At 70.0% G+C, this 16,158-nt stretch carries 20 protein-coding genes; 14 read left to right on the top strand and 6 right to left on the bottom strand.

Annotation, left to right across the window (positions count from 1 at the left end):
- The first annotated feature begins 24 nt into the window (after positions 1-24).
- Positions 25-1,206, top strand: a complete 1,182-nt coding sequence (locus AB0G47_RS24115) for a D-alanine--D-alanine ligase family protein (RefSeq protein WP_360773464.1) — start codon at positions 25-27, stop codon at positions 1,204-1,206.
- A 12-nt stretch (positions 1,207-1,218) separates the two neighbouring features.
- Here AB0G47_RS24115 and AB0G47_RS24110 read toward each other — a convergent pair whose 3' ends face one another.
- Both AB0G47_RS24110 and AB0G47_RS24105 read right to left on the bottom strand, forming a co-directional pair.
- Positions 1,219-1,701, bottom strand: a complete 483-nt coding sequence (locus AB0G47_RS24110; protein WP_360773866.1) for a DUF3515 domain-containing protein — start codon at positions 1,699-1,701, stop codon at positions 1,219-1,221.
- A 26-nt stretch (positions 1,702-1,727) separates the two neighbouring features.
- Complete coding sequence (locus AB0G47_RS24105; RefSeq protein WP_016642988.1) at positions 1,728-1,961, bottom strand: Lrp/AsnC ligand binding domain-containing protein; 234 nt, start codon at positions 1,959-1,961, stop codon at positions 1,728-1,730.
- A 209-nt stretch (positions 1,962-2,170) separates the two neighbouring features.
- Here AB0G47_RS24105 and AB0G47_RS24100 point away from each other — a divergent pair, with 209 nt between their 5' ends.
- Both AB0G47_RS24100 and thiD read left to right on the top strand, forming a co-directional pair.
- Positions 2,171-3,136 carry a thiamine-phosphate kinase gene (locus tag AB0G47_RS24100; RefSeq protein WP_360773461.1) on the top strand — a complete coding sequence of 322 codons (966 nt, stop codon included), beginning with the start codon at positions 2,171-2,173 and terminating at the stop codon, positions 3,134-3,136.
- A gap of 2 nt (positions 3,137-3,138) precedes the next feature.
- The gene (gene thiD / locus AB0G47_RS24095) at positions 3,139-3,942 is read left to right on the top strand and encodes a bifunctional hydroxymethylpyrimidine kinase/phosphomethylpyrimidine kinase (RefSeq protein ID WP_360773458.1); all 804 of its coding nucleotides are present in this window, start codon (positions 3,139-3,141) and stop codon (positions 3,940-3,942) included.
- A gap of 86 nt (positions 3,943-4,028) precedes the next feature.
- Here thiD and rpmB read toward each other — a convergent pair whose 3' ends face one another.
- Entirely contained in the window at positions 4,029-4,214 is a 186-nt protein-coding gene (gene rpmB, locus AB0G47_RS24090; RefSeq protein ID WP_064070327.1) for a 50S ribosomal protein L28, read from the bottom strand.
- Positions 4,215-4,466: 252 nt separating this feature from the next.
- Here rpmB and AB0G47_RS24085 point away from each other — a divergent pair, with 252 nt between their 5' ends.
- The 9 genes from AB0G47_RS24085 to mutM all read left to right on the top strand — a co-directional run bounded on the left by AB0G47_RS24085 (position 4,467) and on the right by mutM (position 13,466).
- A complete protein-coding gene (locus AB0G47_RS24085) occupies positions 4,467-6,122 on the top strand; it encodes a DAK2 domain-containing protein (RefSeq protein WP_360773455.1) in 1,656 nt (551 codons plus the stop codon).
- 71 nt (positions 6,123-6,193) lie between these two features.
- A complete protein-coding gene (gene recG, locus AB0G47_RS24080) occupies positions 6,194-8,425 on the top strand; it encodes an ATP-dependent DNA helicase RecG (protein WP_360773452.1) in 2,232 nt (743 codons plus the stop codon).
- A gap of 71 nt (positions 8,426-8,496) precedes the next feature.
- The gene (gene rsmD, locus AB0G47_RS24075; RefSeq protein ID WP_360773449.1) at positions 8,497-9,090 is read left to right on the top strand and encodes a 16S rRNA (guanine(966)-N(2))-methyltransferase RsmD; all 594 of its coding nucleotides are present in this window, start codon (positions 8,497-8,499) and stop codon (positions 9,088-9,090) included.
- A gap of 26 nt (positions 9,091-9,116) precedes the next feature.
- Positions 9,117-9,596, top strand: a complete 480-nt coding sequence (coaD, locus tag AB0G47_RS24070) for a pantetheine-phosphate adenylyltransferase (protein ID WP_266873143.1) — start codon at positions 9,117-9,119, stop codon at positions 9,594-9,596.
- Between the two features lie 60 nt (positions 9,597-9,656).
- A complete protein-coding gene (locus AB0G47_RS24065; protein WP_360773446.1) occupies positions 9,657-10,688 on the top strand; it encodes a cell division initiation protein in 1,032 nt (343 codons plus the stop codon).
- Between the two features lie 157 nt (positions 10,689-10,845).
- Positions 10,846-11,490 carry a DUF177 domain-containing protein gene (locus tag AB0G47_RS24060; protein ID WP_266873144.1) on the top strand — a complete coding sequence of 215 codons (645 nt, stop codon included), beginning with the start codon at positions 10,846-10,848 and terminating at the stop codon, positions 11,488-11,490.
- 2 nt (positions 11,491-11,492) lie between these two features.
- The gene (rpmF, locus tag AB0G47_RS24055; protein ID WP_003965982.1) at positions 11,493-11,666 is read left to right on the top strand and encodes a 50S ribosomal protein L32; all 174 of its coding nucleotides are present in this window, start codon (positions 11,493-11,495) and stop codon (positions 11,664-11,666) included.
- A 7-nt stretch (positions 11,667-11,673) separates the two neighbouring features.
- Positions 11,674-12,516 carry a ribonuclease III gene (gene rnc, locus AB0G47_RS24050; RefSeq protein ID WP_360773444.1) on the top strand — a complete coding sequence of 281 codons (843 nt, stop codon included), beginning with the start codon at positions 11,674-11,676 and terminating at the stop codon, positions 12,514-12,516.
- Between the two features lie 89 nt (positions 12,517-12,605).
- Complete coding sequence (mutM, locus tag AB0G47_RS24045) at positions 12,606-13,466, top strand: bifunctional DNA-formamidopyrimidine glycosylase/DNA-(apurinic or apyrimidinic site) lyase (protein WP_360773441.1); 861 nt, start codon at positions 12,606-12,608, stop codon at positions 13,464-13,466.
- On the opposite strand, the gene AB0G47_RS24040 is transcribed toward mutM, so the two are convergent.
- Together AB0G47_RS24040 and AB0G47_RS24035 are read right to left on the bottom strand one after the other, a co-directional pair.
- The gene (locus tag AB0G47_RS24040; RefSeq protein WP_266871095.1) at positions 13,439-13,846 is read right to left on the bottom strand and encodes a helix-turn-helix domain-containing protein; all 408 of its coding nucleotides are present in this window, start codon (positions 13,844-13,846) and stop codon (positions 13,439-13,441) included. The two genes, mutM and AB0G47_RS24040, sit on opposite strands and share 28 nt — an antisense overlap.
- An 80-nt stretch (positions 13,847-13,926) precedes the next feature.
- Positions 13,927-14,883: a CAP domain-containing protein gene (locus AB0G47_RS24035; RefSeq protein ID WP_360773438.1), complete on the bottom strand. Its 957-nt coding sequence runs from the start codon at positions 14,881-14,883 to the stop codon at positions 13,927-13,929.
- 130 nt (positions 14,884-15,013) lie between these two features.
- Here AB0G47_RS24035 and AB0G47_RS24030 point away from each other — a divergent pair, with 130 nt between their 5' ends.
- The gene (locus AB0G47_RS24030; protein ID WP_266871097.1) at positions 15,014-15,295 is read left to right on the top strand and encodes an acylphosphatase; all 282 of its coding nucleotides are present in this window, start codon (positions 15,014-15,016) and stop codon (positions 15,293-15,295) included.
- 383 nt (positions 15,296-15,678) lie between these two features.
- A complete protein-coding gene (locus AB0G47_RS24025) occupies positions 15,679-15,882 on the top strand; it encodes a hypothetical protein (protein ID WP_135333243.1) in 204 nt (67 codons plus the stop codon).
- Positions 15,883-15,893: 11 nt separating this feature from the next.
- On the opposite strand, the gene AB0G47_RS24020 is transcribed toward AB0G47_RS24025, so the two are convergent.
- Positions 15,894-16,130 (bottom strand): hypothetical protein, encoded by a 237-nt coding sequence (locus AB0G47_RS24020; RefSeq protein ID WP_360773433.1) that lies wholly within the window; start codon positions 16,128-16,130, stop codon positions 15,894-15,896.
- Positions 16,131-16,158: the final 28 nt, after the last annotated feature.

Below are 16,158 nucleotides of genomic sequence, written 5' to 3'. Positions count from 1 at the left end.
ACCAGCGGGTACGCTCAAGCCGATATGAGCAGCGAGAACCTCCCCCAGAGCCCCAAGGCGCGCCCCGAGCAGAGCTCTGAGCTGCCGCTCCGCAAGCCGCGTGTGGCCGTCGTGTTCGGCGGCCGCAGTTCGGAGCACGGCATCTCGGTCGTCACGGCAGGTGCCGTACTGCGTGCCATCGACCGCACCAAGTACGACGTCCTGCCCATCGGCATCACGACGGACGGCCGCTGGGCGCTGACCGCCGACGCACCCGAGCGCATGGCGATCACCGACCGCAAGGTGCCGAGCGTCGCCGATCTCGCCGAGTCGGCCGACGGCGGCGTCGTCCTGCCCCTGGACCCCGGCAACCGCGAGGTCGTCTACAGCGAGCCCGGCTCCGTGCCCAAGGCGCTCGGTGAGGTCGACGTCGTCTTCCCGATGCTGCACGGTCCGTACGGCGAGGACGGCACCCTCCAGGGGCTCCTTGAGCTCTCCGGAGTGCCCTACGTGGGCGCGGGTGTGCTCGCGTCGGCGGTGGGCCAGGACAAGGAGTACATGAAGCGGGTCTTCATCTCCTTCGGTCTGCCCGTCGGCCCGTACCTGGTGATCCGGCCGCGCGAGTGGGACCGCGACGAGCAGACCGCCCGCAAGAAGATCGCGGAGTTCGCGGGCGAGCACGGCTGGCCGCTGTTCATCAAGCCCGCCCGCGGCGGCTCTTCGATGGGCATCACGAAGGTCGACTCCTTCGAAGGCCTCGACGAGGCGATCGAGGAGGCCCGGCGCCACGACCCCAAGATCCTCGTCGAGTCGCTGCTCCGCGGCCGTGAGATCGAGTGCGGTGTCCTGGAGTTCGAGGACGGCCCGCGCGCGAGCGTGCCCGCCGAGATCCCGCCCGTGCAGTCGCACGACTACTACGACTTCGAGGCGAAGTACATCGACTCGACGCCCGGGATCGTGCCGGCCCCGCTGACGCCCGAGCAGACCGCCGAGATCCAGCGGCTCGCGGTCGACGCCTTCGAGGCCACGTCCTGCGAGGGCCTGGTGCGCGCGGACTTCTTCCTCACCGAGGAGGGGAAGTTCGTGATCAACGAGATCAATACGATGCCGGGCTTCACGCCCATCTCGATGTACCCGCAGATGTGGGAGGCGAGCGGCGTCAGTTACCCCGAGCTCGTGGACCGTCTCATCCAGGCGGCGCTGCACCGCTCGACGGGGCTGCGCTAGCCCCTGGCGGTGTTACGCGATCCCCTTGGGGACCGTCTTCTTCACGGGGGCGGCGAAGTCCGTCAGCGGGCTCACGCCGCCCCCCGCGCGTTCCTCGGGCAGGGTGACCTCCACGTACGCCTTGCGCAGCGTGGAGGTGAAACGGAACGAGCCGTCGTCCTGCTCCTCGAGCAGCCAGTTGACGCCGTTCACGGTCACACCGTCCGCCTCGGCGTCGTTCATCTTCGGCGGCCGGGGGACACCGCAGCGCAGTATGATCGCCGGGTCTCCCCACCCGGCGGTCAGCGCCGACTTCGGCTCGGGATCGGCGCGCACCAGACCGTCCACCTTTTCCGGAAGCTGTTTGTCCAGGTTCCGGCACAGTTCGGTGACCTGGGCGTCCGGGGTGGGAACCGAGGCCTTCGCCGCTTCGTCTGCTGAGGAGCAGCCCGCGGTCGCGATCAGGAGTGCGATTGCGGGGCTCGAGACGAGACAACGGCGCCGGCGACGGGAAATCTTCACCGGCCAAGGGTAGACGGGGGCTACAAGTGCACGACCGGGCAGGTCAGGGTCCGCGTGATGCCGTCCACTTGCTGGACTTTGGCGACCACCATGCGGCCGAGCTCATCCACCGTGTCCGCCTGCGCGCGCACGATGACATCGTAGGGTCCGGTCACGTCCTCGGCCTGGATCACTCCTGGGATCTTGCCGATCAGCTCGGCGACGGTCGACGCCTTGCCGACCTCTGTTTGGATCAGGATGTACGCCTGTACCACGGAACCTCCAGGGCGGCCACGAGGATCATGTGGGGAGAAGGGACGCCACGGTACCGCGTCGCCGCTTCTCGCGGGGAGACCCGGGGGAGCTGTGGCGCGCACAGCGCGGTGGACGGACAACCGAAGTTGACGGTCATCTCGACCGTACCTATGACAGTGACGGCTCGCGACCGCAAGCCGAGCAGCGTGAAAGGGCATGGTGAGTCCCGGTGAAGGGAACCGTCGGCGAGTTGGGGGAGTTCGGTCTCATCAGGGAACTCACCTCACGGCTCACCTCCACCCCGGCCGTCCGGCTCGGTCCGGGCGATGACGCCGCCGTCGTGTCCGCCCCCGACCGCAGGGTCGTGGCGAGCACCGACATCCTCCTCGAAGGGCGGCACTTCCGCCGCGACTGGTCCACCGCGTACGACGTGGGCCGCAAGGCGGCCGCGCAGAACTTGGCCGACATTGCTGCCATGGGCGCCGTGCCGACCGCGCTGCTCCTCGGCCTTGTCGTCCCCGCCGAACTGCCCGCCAGCTGGCCCACCGAGCTGATGGACGGCCTGCGGGACGAGTGCCAGGTCGCGGGTGCGGCCGTCGTGGGCGGCGATGTCGTACGCGGCGACACGATCACCGTCGCGATCACGGCCCTCGGCGATCTGCGCAACCACGAGCCGGTCACGCGCGCGGGCGCCCAGCCTGGCGATGTCGTCGCCGTCACGGGCTGGTTGGGCTGGTCCGCCGCCGGGCACGCGGTGCTCTCGCGCGGCTTCCGCTCGCCCCGCGCCTTCGTGGAGGCCCACCGCAGGCCGGAGCCGCCGTACCACGCGGGCCCCGCGGCCGCCGGGCTCGGCGCGACCTCCATGACGGACGTGAGCGACGGACTCATCGCCGACCTCGGGCACATCGCCGAGGCGAGCAAGGTGCGCATCGACATCCGCTCGGGGGACGTCGACGTGCCCTCGCAGATGAACGACATCGGGCAGGCCGTCGGCGTCGACCCGCTGCAGTGGGTGCTCAACGGCGGCGAGGACCACGCGATCGTGGCGACGTTCCCCGCGGACGTGAAGCTGCCCGCACGCTGGAAGGTCATCGGTGAGGTCCTCAACCCCTCGGCGCTGCCCCAGGTGACGGTGGACGGCGCGCCCTGGACCAGCAAGGGCTGGGACCACTTCGGCGACAACCTCGAGGACTGATCATGACGGTGTCCGCACGGCCCCCTCGTGTGCTGACCGTCGCCGGCTCCGACTCCGGCGGCGGCGCGGGCATCCAGGCCGACCTGAAGACGATGCTGGCGCTCGGCACCCACGGCATGAGCGTCGTCACCGCCGTCACCGCGCAGAACTCCCTGGGCGTACAGGGCTTTTGGGAGCTGCCGGGGGAGGCGGTGCGGGCCCAGTACCGCAGCGTCGTCGACGACATCGGCGTACAGGCGGTGAAGACCGGGATGCTCGCATCGGCCGAACTGGTCGAGACCGTGGCCGAGTTGCTCGCGGGCACGGACGCCCCCGCGGTCGTCGACCCGGTCGGCGTCTCCAAGCACGGCGACTCGCTGCTCGCCGCGTCCGCGCTCGATTCGGTCCGTACGAAACTGCTGCCGGTCGCCACGGTCGCGACGCCGAACCTCGACGAGGTCGCCCAACTGACGGGCATTCACGTCGAGTCGGAGGACGGGATGCGCCGGGCCGCGGCGGCGCTCCTCGCGTACGGCCCGAAGTGGGCGCTCATCAAGGGCGGCCATCTGCCGGGCGACGCGGTGGACCTGCTCACCGACGGCTCCGAGGAGCACTGGCTGCGTGCTCCGCGGCACGACAACCGCCACACGCACGGCACCGGCTGCACCCTCGCCAGCGCGATCGCCGCGCACCTGGCGAAGGGGCTGTCCGTGCCGGAGGCGGTGGCGGCCGCCAAGGAGTACGTCACCGGGGCGATCGCGGCCGGGTTCCCGCTCGGCGGCGGGATCGGGCCCGTGGATCACGGTTGGCGGTTCAGGGAGCGGTAAGTCTGTGCGGGCATACGAAAGAGCCGGTCCCCCGAAGGGGACCGGCTCTTTCAGCAACCAGCTAGGTGGCCGCGCTTAACTTGGCGTCAGCGCGAGACCTTGCCGGCCTTGATGCACGAGGTGCAGGCGTTGAGCCGCTTCGGCGTCCCGCTGACCACGGCACGAACGCGCTGGATGTTCGGGTTCCAGCGACGGGACGTGCGGCGGTGAGAGTGCGAGATGTTGTTGCCGAAGCCCGGCCCCTTGCCGCAGACGTCGCAGTTGGCAGCCACGGGTCACTCCAAAGACTTCAGATGCACTTACGGTTAAACCCGGCATGCCGGGATCAGTGCAATGATCGTGGGTGGCGTTGCCAGGAGGAATGGCCCGATGGGTATCGGGCAACCGGAGCAGCATACAACGACTGCTTCGGTAGAACGAAACTACCATGTCTCGCCCGGGCCTCGCCTCGGGCCCGCCCCTGGCCCGCCCGCCGTCCGGGTCTACGCTGCGTCCATTCCGGATGCCTTAGAGGAGGCCAGCAGGTGCCGCAGAACGTCGACGCCGTCGCGGTGCGCGCCTGGTGCCGCCTCGCCCTGGATGCCCTGGGAGGGGCCCGCGAGGAGATCGACGCGATCAACGTCTACCCGGTCGCGGACGGGGACACCGGAACGAACCTCTATCTGACCGTGGAATCGGCGTCCCGCGCGGTTGACGCGGTGTTCACCGGCCTGGAGCCCGCACGCCCCTCGCTGGCCGAGGCCATGCGGGCGATGGCGCACGGCGCCCTGATCGGGGCCCGCGGCAACTCGGGCACGATCCTTTCGCAGCTGCTGCGGGGGATGGCGCAGGTGCTCGGCGGCGGCACGGGGGACAGCCGTGACCCGGATCACGCGGACGGGCCGACGCTGGCGGTCGCGCTGCGGCGGGCCGCCGAATCCGCCTACCAGGCGGTCGCGCACCCCGTCGAGGGCACCGTCCTCACGGTGGCCACCGCGGCGGCGGACGCGGCATCCGGCACGGGCGGGGACTGCGGGGCGGTGGCGCGGGCCGCGTACGACGGTGCCTGCCGGGCGCTGGAGGCGACGACCGGGCAGCTCGCGGTCCTGGGCAGGGCCGGAGTGGTGGACGCCGGAGGGCGCGGGCTCGTGGCGGTCCTCGGGGCACTGGTCGGGGCCCTCTCCGGGGAGACGGTGCTCCTGAAGGCGGCCGCGAGCGGGCACGCGCGCGTGGAGCCCGTCGAGTGCGCGGACACGGCGGCCGACGAGGCGGGCCCGGCCTTCGAGGTGATCTACCTCCTGGAGGCGGACGACGCGGCCGTCGGGCGCCTGCGGACGCGGCTCGACGGACTCGGCGACTCGCTCGTCGTCGTCGGCGGCGACGGCCTGTGGAACGTCCACGTCCATGTGGACGACGCGGGGGCCGCGGTCGAGGCGGGCGTCGAGGCGGGGCGGCCGCACCGCATCCGCATCACCCACTTCGGAGCGGGCGACGCGCACACCGCCGGGGCCGCGCAGCCGCCCGGGGAGCAGGAACGTACGCAGCGCGCGGTCGTCGCCGTCGTACCGGGCGAAGGGCTCGCGGGTCTCTACGCGGAGGCCGGGGCGACCACGGTGCTCACGCGTCCCGGGGAGCCGCCCGCCAGCGGGGAGCTCGTGGAGGCGATCCGGCGGGCGCACGCGCGCGAGGTGGTGCTCCTGCCGAACGACGCAGAGCTGCGCCACACCGCGGCGGCCGCCGCCGAGCAGGCCCGCACGGAGGGCGTACGGGTCGCGCTGATCCCCACCCGCTCGGCGGTCCAGGGCATCGCGGCCCTGGCCGTGCACGAAGCGGACCGCCGCTTCGACGAGGACGTCGTCGCCATGACCTCGGCGGCCGGCGCGACCCGGTACGGCGAACTGGCCGTCGCCGAGCGGCAGTCGTGGACCATGGCGGGCATCTGCCAGGCCGGGGACGTCCTCGGCCTGATCGACGGTGATGTCGCGGTGATCGGCGACGAGACCACCGACACCGCGCGGACGGTCCTGGACCGGATGCTGGCCGCGGGCGGCGAGATGGTCACGCTGGTGCTCGGCGAGAGCGTGCCCGACAGCCTCGCCGACGAGCTGGAGAAGCATGTGCGCGAGGTCCATCTCGCCGTCGACACGGTGGTCTACCGCGGCGGACGCCAGTCGGCGCTGCTGCTTATCGGTGTCGAGTAGCCGGGTGCGGCGCCATCGGCCGGAGGCGGATTCGGGGGACGTACGCCGGATTGTCAGTGGCGTGGTGTGCAATGGATCTCGTGCCCGCGCTCGATGAACCCCTGAAGAAAGTGGTCGGTCCTCCCACCGCGAAGGTGATGGCCGAGCACCTCGACCTGCACACCGTCGGCGACCTGCTGCACCACTACCCGCGCAGGTACGCGGAGCGGGGCGAGCTCACCCGCCTCGCCGAACTGCCGTTGGACGAGCACGTCACGGTGGTCGCCCAGGTCGCGACCGCCCGCGTCCTGAGGTTCAACGGGGGCAGCGGCCAGCGACTCGAAGTGACCATCACCGACGGCAGCGGCCAGCTCCAGCTGGTCTTCTTCGGCCGGGGCATCCACAAGCCGCACAAGGACCTGCTGCCGGGCACGCGCGCGATGTTCGCGGGCAAGGTGTCCGTGTTCAACCGCAAGATGCAGCTCGCCCATCCCGCGTACGAACTGCTGCGGGGCGACCCGGACGACGCAGCTGACGCGGCCGACGCGGTCGGCTCCTGGGCGGGCGCGCTCATCCCGATCTATCCCGCCACCGCCAAGCTGGAGTCCTGGAAGATCGCCAAGTCGGTGGACGCGGTGCTGCCCAGCGCCCAGGAGGCCGTCGATCCGCTGCCGCCCGCCCTCCGGGACGGCAGGGCGCTCATCCCGCTCCCCGAAGCGCTCCTGAAGATCCACCGGCCGCACTCGAAGGCGGACATCGCCTCCGCCCGCGACCGCCTGAAGTGGGACGAGGCCTTCGTCCTCCAGGTCGCCCTGGCCAGGCGGCGGTACGCGGACGCGCAACTGCCCGCGATCGCCCGCAGGCCGAGCGAGGGCGGCCTGCTCGACGCCTTCGACGCCAAGCTGCCCTTCACGCTCACCGAAGGCCAGGAGAAGGTCTCCAAGGAGATCTTCGACGACCTGGCGACCGAGCACCCGATGCACCGCCTCCTCCAGGGAGAGGTCGGGTCCGGCAAGACGATGGTCGCCCTGCGCGCCATGCTCGCCGTCGTCGACGCGGGCGGCCAGGCCGCGATGCTCGCGCCCACCGAAGTCCTCGCCCAGCAGCACCACCGCTCGATCGTCGAGATGATGGGCGAGCTGGCCGAGGGCGGCATGCTGGGCGGCTCCGAGCAGGCCACCAAGGTCACGCTGCTCACCGGCTCCATGGGCGCGGCCGCGCGCCGGCAGGCCCTGCTCGACCTGGTCACCGGAGAGGCCGGCATCGTCATCGGCACGCACGCGCTGATCGAGGACAAGGTCCAGTTCCACGACCTGGGCCTGGTCGTCGTCGACGAACAGCACCGCTTCGGGGTCGAGCAGCGCGACGCCCTGCGCGGCAAGGGCAAGCAGCCCCCGCACCTCCTGGTCATGACGGCCACGCCCATTCCGCGCACGGTCGCGATGACGGTCTTCGGCGACCTGGAGACCTCGGTCCTCGACCAGCTCCCCGCGGGCCGCTCGCCGATCGCCAGCCATGTCGTCCCCGCCCAGGACAAGCCCCACTTCCTCGCCCGTGCCTGGGAGCGCGTGCGCGAGGAGGTGGAGAACGGCCACCAGGCGTACGTGGTCTGCCCCCGGATCGGCGACGACATCGACGAACCCGCCGACCCCAAGAAGTCCGCCAAGAAGGGCGCCAAGAAGCAGTCGGCGGAGGACGAGGCGGAGAAGCGGCCCCCGCTCGCCGTCATCGAGGTCGCCGAGCAGCTAGCCCAGGGACCCCTCCAAGGCCTCAAGGTCGAGATCCTGCACGGCAGGATGCAGCCCGACGACAAGGACGCGGTGATGCGCCGCTTCGCCGCGGGCGAGACCCAGGTCCTGGTCGCCACGACGGTCATCGAGGTCGGCGTGAACGTCCCGAACGCCACCGCGATGGTGATCATGGACGCCGACCGCTTCGGCGTATCCCAGCTGCACCAGCTGCGCGGCCGCGTCGGCCGAGGCTCGGCCCCGGGCCTGTGCCTCCTGGTCACCGACATGCCCGAGGCGAGCCCCGCCCGCGCCCGCTTGGGCGCCGTCGCCTCGACGCTCGACGGCTTCGAGCTCTCCCGCATCGACCTGGAGCAGCGCCGCGAGGGCGACGTCCTCGGCCAGGCGCAGTCCGGTGTCCGCTCCAGCCTGCGCATGCTCGCCGTCATCGAGGACGAGGAGATCATCGCCGAGGCCCGCGAGGAGGCCGTCTCGGTCGTCTCCAAGGACCCGGACCTGGAGCACCTGCCCGCGCTGCGCACCGCCCTCGACGCCCTGCTCGACGCCGAGCGCGAGCAGTACCTCGACAAGGGCTGAGCGGCGGCCATGGGGAGTCGGCTGAGACACTGGGACGGCACCATCCCGTACGTACACCGACAAGGACTCAGATGACCCGCGTGATCGCCGGTACGGCCGGCGGACGCCGCCTCGCCGTCCCGCCAGGAAACGGCACACGGCCCACGTCGGACCGCGCGCGCGAGGGCCTGTTCTCCACCTGGCAGGCCTTCCAAGGCACGCTCGACGGCGCACGCGTCCTCGACCTGTACGCCGGGTCCGGCGCCGTCGGCCTCGAAGCGCTCTCCCGCGGCGCCGCCCACACCCTGCTCGTCGAGACGGACGCCCGCGCGGTGCGCACCATCAGGGAGAACGTGAAGGCGCTCGGCCTGCCCGGCGCCGAGGTGAGGGCGGGCAAAGCGGCCCAGATCGTCCAGGGCGGCACCCCCAGCGCCCCGTACGACCTGGTGTTTCTGGACCCGCCGTACGCCGTGACCGATGACGATCTTCGCGAGATCCTGCTCACACTCCGCGCGGAAAGCTGGCTCACGGACGACGCGCTCGTCACCGTTGAACGCAGTACCAGAGGCGGAGAATTCAGCTGGCCCGACGGTTTCGAAGCGCTGAGGTCCCGTCGCTACGGCGAAGGCACGTTTTGGTACGGTCGCGCCGCCTCTACGTGCGACGACTCAGTGATCGCGCCATGACCGGACCGGAGAGCGAGGGACTTCAGTTGCGCCGCGCCGTCTGTCCGGGGTCATTCGACCCCATCACCAATGGACACCTCGACATCATCGCCCGCGCCTCCAAGCTGTACGACGTGGTGCACGTCGCGGTGATGATCAACCAGTCGAAGAAGGGCCTCTTCTCCGTCGAGGAGCGGATCGAGATGATCCGTGAGGTCACCGCCGACTTCGGGAACGTCGAGGTCGAGTCCTTCCACGGCCTCCTCGTCGACTTCTGCAAGCAGCGGGACATCCCGGCCATCGTCAAGGGCCTGCGCGCGGTCAGCGACTTCGACTACGAACTGCAGATGGCCCAGATGAACAACGGCCTCTCGGGCGTCGAGACCCTCTTCGTGCCCACCAACCCCACCTACAGCTTCCTGTCCTCCTCGCTCGTCAAGGAGGTCGCGGCGTGGGGCGGCGACGTCGCGCACCTGGTGCCCCCGCTGGTCTTCGAAGCCCTCAACAAGCGCCTCGCCAGAGGCTGATCAGGGGCTACAGTCTTCCCGTCCGTCTCCCAACGAGCTGTAGAGAGTGGCGAGCACACGGTGGACGTGCAGAAGAAGATCGACGAGATCGTCGAGGCGATCGGCAGCGCCCGGTCCATGCCCATGTCGGCCTCGTGCGTGGTCAATCGCGCCGATCTGCTCTCGATGCTCGAAGAGGTGCGGCGCGCCCTGCCCGGCTCCCTCGCCCAGGCCCAGGAGCTGATCGGCGGCCGTGAGCAGCTGGTCGAGCAGGCCCGCCAGGAGGCCGAGCGGATCATCGAGACCGCGCACGCCGAACGCGGCTCGCTGATCTCCGACACGGAGGTCGCCCGCAACTCCCAGGGCGAGGCGGCCCGCATCCTCGCCGAGGCCCGCCAGGCCGCCGAAGAGGTCCGCGTCGAGGCCGACGACTACGTGGACAGCAAGCTCGCCAACTTCGAGGTCGTCCTCACCAAGACCCTCGGCTCCGTCGGCCGCGGCCGCGAGAAGCTCCTCGGCACGGGACCCGGCCTCGACGAGCAGGGTTACGAGGACGAGGACGCCCCGGAGCGCAGCCACGACCCGGAGACGCTGCGCCGGGACGCCGACGCGTACGTGGACGCCAAGCTCGGCGCCTTCGAGGCGGTCCTGGCCAAGACCCTGGAGGCGGTCGGCCGCGGCCGCCAGACGCTGCACGGCAGGGCCCCCGCCGACGACCTCGCGGGCCTGGCCCAGGGCGACGGCTCCTCCCAGGCGCACACCACCGACGCCGAGTACCTGGCGGACCTCGCGGGACCCATGGCCGCGGCGCCGCCCGCCGCCCCGCAGCAGCCCCCGGCGGCCCCCCAGATCCCGGCCCAGCAGCCCTACGCCCCGGCCGCCCAGCAGGAGCCCGATCCGTACGCGTACCAGCAGCAGGACCAGTACGCGTACCAGCAGCAGTACGCCCAGCAGGACTCGTACGGCTACCAGCAGCAGGATCCGTACGGATACCAGCAGCAGGGCTACGAGCAGCCTCAGTACGAGGCTCCCGCGGCGCTGGAGGAGGCCAGCCTCTTCGACACCGGCATGATCACCGCGGAGCAGCTGCGCCAGTACGAACAGGGTCGCTAGTACCGGATTGGGCCGAGAGCGAATGGTCCAGTATCCTGGCTCTTCGGTCGCGCGTACGTCCGCGATCCAGGCTGCCCGGCTTGTGAGAGAGCACCTAGTTCTCACTCATGGCGGGGTGGCCTCCTTGAACTTCCAGGATCTGAAAGCAGGAAAAGCCCTGAGTGCTCGCCTTGACCACCGAAACCCTCTCGTGTTCGACACACACGAGCTGGGTCGGCGTCCCGGTGCGCTGCAGCGGCTGACCCGTTCCGTCGAGGCACCCGGTTCGCCGGCGACCTTCGGCATCGAAGGGGTCATCGGAGTGCCGCAGGGCGCCCCGGTCGAGCTGAAGATCCGCCTGGAGTCGGTCATGGAAGGGGTGCTTGTCACAGGCACCGCCCGTGCATCGGCCGAGGGGGAGTGCGTAAGGTGTCTGGAGCCGCTGACGCTTGAGGTCGACGCGGATTTCCAGGAGATGTTCTCGTACCCTGACGCCGACGACCGGAGCCGCACCGCGGAACCGGCCGACGACGCCGAGGAAGATGAGGACAGGCTCTATCTCGAGGACGGCATGTTCGACCTCGAGCCTGTGCTGCGTGATGCGGTGGTGCTCGCACTGCCGATGCAGCCGGTGTGCCAGGACGACTGTCCGGGCCTGTGTTCCCAGTGCGGAGCGCGGCTCGCGGACGACCCGGACCACCACCATGACGCCGTCGACATCCGTTGGGCGGCATTGCAGGGACTCGCCGGGACCATCCAGGACGGCGAGAAGGACGAGATGAGCGGCGCCGAAGCTGGCGTCGACGAGAAGCAGGAGAAGTAGCCGTGGCTGTTCCGAAGCGGAAGATGTCGCGCAGCAACACGCGCCACCGCCGGTCGCAGTGGAAGGCTGCGGTCCCCACCCTGGTTTCGTGTGAGCGTTGCCAGGAGCCGAAGCTCCAGCACATCGCGTGCCCGAGCTGCGGCACGTACAACAAGCGCCAGGTCCTCGAGGTCTGAGCGGCTGGTGAGAGGCACCGTGTCTAGCCATAAAACGGCGGAAGACGCCAACGCTGAAAAGGCTGCAAACGCCAAGAAGCAGGCGGACAACAACACGGCCTCGTCCCACACGCTTTTGGAAGGGCGGCTCGGGTACCAACTCGAGTCCGCCCTTCTGGTGCGTGCGCTGACCCACCGTTCGTACGCGTACGAGAACGGCGGCCTGCCGACGAACGAGCGGCTCGAGTTCCTCGGGGACTCGGTGCTCGGCCTCGTCGTCACGGACACGCTCTATCGCACCCACCCCGACCTGCCCGAAGGCCAGCTGGCCAAGTTGCGGGCCGCGGTGGTCAATTCGCGTGCGCTTGCGGAGGTCAGTCGCGGCCTCGACCTCGGCTCCTTCATCCGGCTCGGCCGGGGCGAAGAGGGCACGGGTGGCCGGGACAAGGCATCCATCCTCGCCGACACCCTTGAAGCGGTGATCGGCGCGGTCTATCTGGACCAGGGTCTGGACGCGGCGGGCGAGCTGGTGCACCGGCTCTTCGACCCGCTGATCGAGAAGTCCTCGAACCTGGGCGCGGGCCTGGACTGGAAAACCAGCCTCCAGGAGCTCACCGCGACCGAGAGCCTCGGCGTGCCCGAGTACCTCGTCACGGAGAGCGGCCCGGACCACGAGAAGACCTTTACTGCTGCCGCCCGCGTCGGAGGCGTCTCGTACGGCACCGGCACCGGCCGCAGCAAAAAGGAAGCGGAGCAGCAGGCCGCGGAGTCCGCGTGGCGCGAGATTCGCTCCGCTGCGGATGAGCGGATCAAGGCTGCGGAGGCGGCTGCCGCCTCGGCCGACGGGGTTGCGGACGCACCCTCCGTCTGACCTCTGTTTTTTGGTGCCGGCCGCCTTTGGGTGGCCGGCACCAGCTTTTTCCCGCTCACCCGCCCGTTATCCCGAAATGGACAAGCGTCATGCCCGAGCTGCCCGAAGTCGAAGTCGTCCGGCGTGGGCTCGAGCGGTGGGTCGCGCATCGGACCGTCATCGAGGTCGATGTGCTGCACCCGCGTGCCGTGCGGCGGCATCTCGCGGGCGGGGAGGACTTCGCGCTCCGGCTCAAGGGGCAGCGCGTCGGTACGGCGATGCGGCGCGGCAAGTATCTCTGGCTGCCCCTTGAAGACAGCGGCACCTCGATCCTCGCCCATCTCGGCATGAGCGGGCAGCTGCTCGTCCAGCCCCAAGAGGCCCCAGACGAGAAGCACTTGAGGATCCGGATGGGCTTCGCGGACACGCTCGGCACCGAGCTGCGCTTCGTCGACCAGCGCACCTTCGGCGGGCTCTCGCTGCACGAGAACACCCCCGACGGACTCCCGGACGTCATCGCGCACATCGCCCGCGACCCACTGGACCCGCTCTTCGACGACGCGGCCTTCCACGACGCGCTGCGTCGCCGTCGTACGACGATCAAACGCGCCCTGCTCGACCAGTCGTTGATCAGCGGGGTCGGCAACATCTATGCGGACGAGGCGCTTTGGCGCGCGAAGCTGCACTACGAACGCCCGACCGCCACGTTCACGCGGCCGCGCACGGCCGAACTCCTGGGCCACGTACGGGATGTGATGAACGCGGCGCTCGCCGTCGGCGGCACCAGCTTCGACAGTCTGTACGTGAATGTGAACGGCGAGTCCGGCTACTTCGAGCGGTCGCTCGACGCCTACGGCCGTGAGGACGAACCGTGCCGCCGCTGTGGCACGGCCATGCGGCGGCGTCCCTGGATGAACCGCTCCAGCTACTTCTGCCCGCGCTGTCAGCGGCCGCCGCGCTCCGCGTCGTAACGCTCCCGCGCCACCAGTACGTCGTCCATCCGGCCCTCCATGTAGTGCACGAGGGTCATCAGGCGCTGCGCGAACTCCCGCCCCAGCGGGGTGAGTTCATAGTCCACGCGGGGCGGGTTGGTGGGCTGCGCCTCGCGGTGCACCAGGCCGTCGCGCTCCAGCGCGTGCAGCGTCTGGGACAGCATCTTCTCGCTCACACCGTCGACACGGCGGCGCAGTTCGTTGAAACGGAACGTGCCGTCGTGCAGCGCGCCCAGGGTGAGCGCGCCCCAGCGTCCCGTGACGTGCTCCAGCGTGCCGCGCGAGGGGCACTGCCTGGAGAACACGTCGTACGCCAGGTCCGGGGTCGTGGCGTCTTCGGTCCGGGTGGTCGCGTCCATGCGGACAGCATACTCGTGCACAGCGCTGACTCATGGGTTGCGCTAACCGTAAGTTAGCGCTTCGGGTCGGCGGGCTCGCCCTAGAAGCCGAAGTCCTGCGTCCACCAAGGGCCGCCCGGCGCGAAGTGCGCACCGACGCCCAGGGTCTTGTAGTCGCAGTTGAGGATGTTGGCGCGGTGGCCGGGGCTGTTCATCCAGGCGTCCATCACGGACTGGGCGTTGGCCTGGCCGCGCGCGATGTTCTCGCCGCCCAGATTCGCTATCCCGGCCTTCTCGGCGCGGTCCCACGGGGTCGCGCCGTCCAGGTCGGTGTGGTCGAAGAAGTCGCGGGTGGCCATGTCCGAGCTGAAGTCACCGGCCAGCGAGGCCAGCGAGTCGTCCGCGCGCACGGGGGAGCAGCCCACCTTGGCCCGCTCCTCATTGACGAGGGTGAGCACCTCGGCCTCGGCCGTGGCCTCCGCGGACGGCGACTTCGAGCTCGGCGCCGGCGCCGGCGGCGCCTTCGGCTTCTGCGGGGCGGTGCGCGAGGGGCTCGGCGCCTTCGTCGTCTCTTCCGGCTCCGGCTTGGGCTTCGGTGCCTGGGACGAGGGCTTCTCGGACGGCTTCGGCTTCTGCGCAGGTGTCTCGGTGGACTGCGAGGGGGACGGGTCCGGCGCTTCGGAGCGGTCCGTGCCGCGGCTCGGCGTGGCCGACTCGCGGCCGGCGTCGGCATCGGTGTCCGCGCCGCCCTGCGGCGCCACACCGGTGGGGGAGCTCGCGGAACGCACCTTGTTGGAGTCGCCGCCTCCGCCAAGCGAGTAGTTGTCGGAGCCGGGGACCAGGCCGGAGGCGATTGCCACGGCGCCCATCGCGACGGCGGCGGACACGCCGAGCAGGCCGGTGCGCACCGGTGCGGCGACACGGCCCTTGCGGCGGTGCGACACGGCGGCGGTGCGGGGCTCGGGGGCGCCCGCGTAGTCGTCGGCGTACGGGGCGGGGGCCCCAGTGGCGCGGCCGGTGGCGGCTCCCCCTGCGCCGGAGCGTCGGTGGCGTCCCATCTCTGGCCTTCCTCGTCCTAGCGGTCAACGTGACTCACCCATACGAGTGAGGCTCATCGAGTCGGGACTGTACGCGATGGCGCATGGGGGCGAAGTGCTCCGAGAGCAATTGGCCGGTTAGCGTGCACCCATGAACGAAGAAGTCAGACTCACCGCCTGGGTGCGCGGCAGGGTGCAGGGCGTGGGTTTCCGCTGGTTCACGCGGGCGAGGGCGTTGGAGATCGGCGGCCTGAGTGGTTTTGCTCTCAATTTGGAGGACGGTCGCGTACAAGTGGTCGCCGAGGGTCCGCGAGCGGGCGCCCAGGAGCTTCTCGACTGGCTGCGGGACGGCGACACTCCCGGCCGTGTCGACGGAGTCACTGAGATCTGGGACACCCCGCGCGGCATCTACGAGACGTTCGCGATTCGCTGACGGAGACTGGAAGTGCGGGCCCGCACAGGAGTGCCCAAGGCAACTGCCTCGGGCAGGAAAGACCTGGTGGTTGCCAAGAACCCCTTGCCGTGGCAGGCTCCGCAGGTAAGGATGATCGACACGCCCCCAGGGCCCCGCAGCAGAGGCAGCGCCGCAGTTTTGACGGCGCGACGCCCCCGGGTTGCCCGCCAATACGGGGCGTGATCGTGTTGACCGTCAAACTTTTTGGTGAGACTCTGGAAGCCCCGCGCACCTTAGCTGTTTGGCATGTGAGAACGGCCAGCAAGACCAGCAGGAAACAACGAGTGCCAAGCACCGCGGGTGCGATTCCCTCACGACCCACACCGCTTCGGTCGGTCACTCATTGTGGAGGACCATCCATCATGGCAAAGGCGCTTCTCGGTTACGTCGGCGGTTCCGACCCGCGACTTCTCGCCGAGATGCGACGGCTCCAGCAGCGCGTCCAGGACCTGGAATCTGAGCTCGTGAAGATCCAGGCCGAGAACGACGCGCTCGCGGCTGCCGCTTCTCACGAATCGCTCCTGGAGAGCATCGACGTACCCCAGGCGGAGCCTGCGCTCACCTGACCACTGCCACCTCAGTAAAGGCGTCTGTCCTCGCAAGGTGCTGCGTAACGATCATTGGCGTAATGATCATTGTGCGCCACGCGCTTTTCGCCTTGTGAGTTGCCTGCTAACGCACGTGGTCGGGCTGCCCATGTCAGCCGCTTGTTCAGATCGATTGTCCAGATCTGCAAGGGACGCTTCGGCGTCCCTTCTTTCTTGCCCCCGTGTCGCCCGGTTCCTTTACCGTCTGATGTGCCCTGCATCTTCATGGGTGAAACGGTCAGTGAAAGGTAGAGT

This window comes from Streptomyces sp. NPDC021622 (assembly GCF_040640795.1).
Classification (GTDB): domain Bacteria; phylum Actinomycetota; class Actinomycetes; order Streptomycetales; family Streptomycetaceae; genus Streptomyces.
Note: the sequence above shows the minus strand (reverse complement) of the source record. Positions and strands in the feature narration are given on the sequence as shown.

Coding starts and splice junctions, on each gene's coding strand:
- AB0G47_RS24115 (WP_360773464.1), top strand. CDS start 25: ATGAGCAGCGAGAACCTCCCCCAGAGCCCCAAGGCGCGCCCCGAGCAG.
- thiD (WP_360773458.1), top strand. CDS start 3,139: ATGACGGTGTCCGCACGGCCCCCTCGTGTGCTGACCGTCGCCGGCTCC.
- recG (WP_360773452.1), top strand. CDS start 6,194: ATGGATCTCGTGCCCGCGCTCGATGAACCCCTGAAGAAAGTGGTCGGT.
- rsmD (WP_360773449.1), top strand. CDS start 8,497: ATGACCCGCGTGATCGCCGGTACGGCCGGCGGACGCCGCCTCGCCGTC.
- mutM (WP_360773441.1), top strand. CDS start 12,606: ATGCCCGAGCTGCCCGAAGTCGAAGTCGTCCGGCGTGGGCTCGAGCGG.
- AB0G47_RS24040 (WP_266871095.1), bottom strand. CDS start 13,846: ATGGACGCGACCACCCGGACCGAAGACGCCACGACCCCGGACCTGGCG.
- AB0G47_RS24035 (WP_360773438.1), bottom strand. CDS start 14,883: ATGGGACGCCACCGACGCTCCGGCGCAGGGGGAGCCGCCACCGGCCGC.
- AB0G47_RS24030 (WP_266871097.1), top strand. CDS start 15,014: ATGAACGAAGAAGTCAGACTCACCGCCTGGGTGCGCGGCAGGGTGCAG.
- AB0G47_RS24025 (WP_135333243.1), top strand. CDS start 15,679: ATGGCAAAGGCGCTTCTCGGTTACGTCGGCGGTTCCGACCCGCGACTT.
- AB0G47_RS24020 (WP_360773433.1), bottom strand. CDS start 16,130: ATGAAGATGCAGGGCACATCAGACGGTAAAGGAACCGGGCGACACGGG.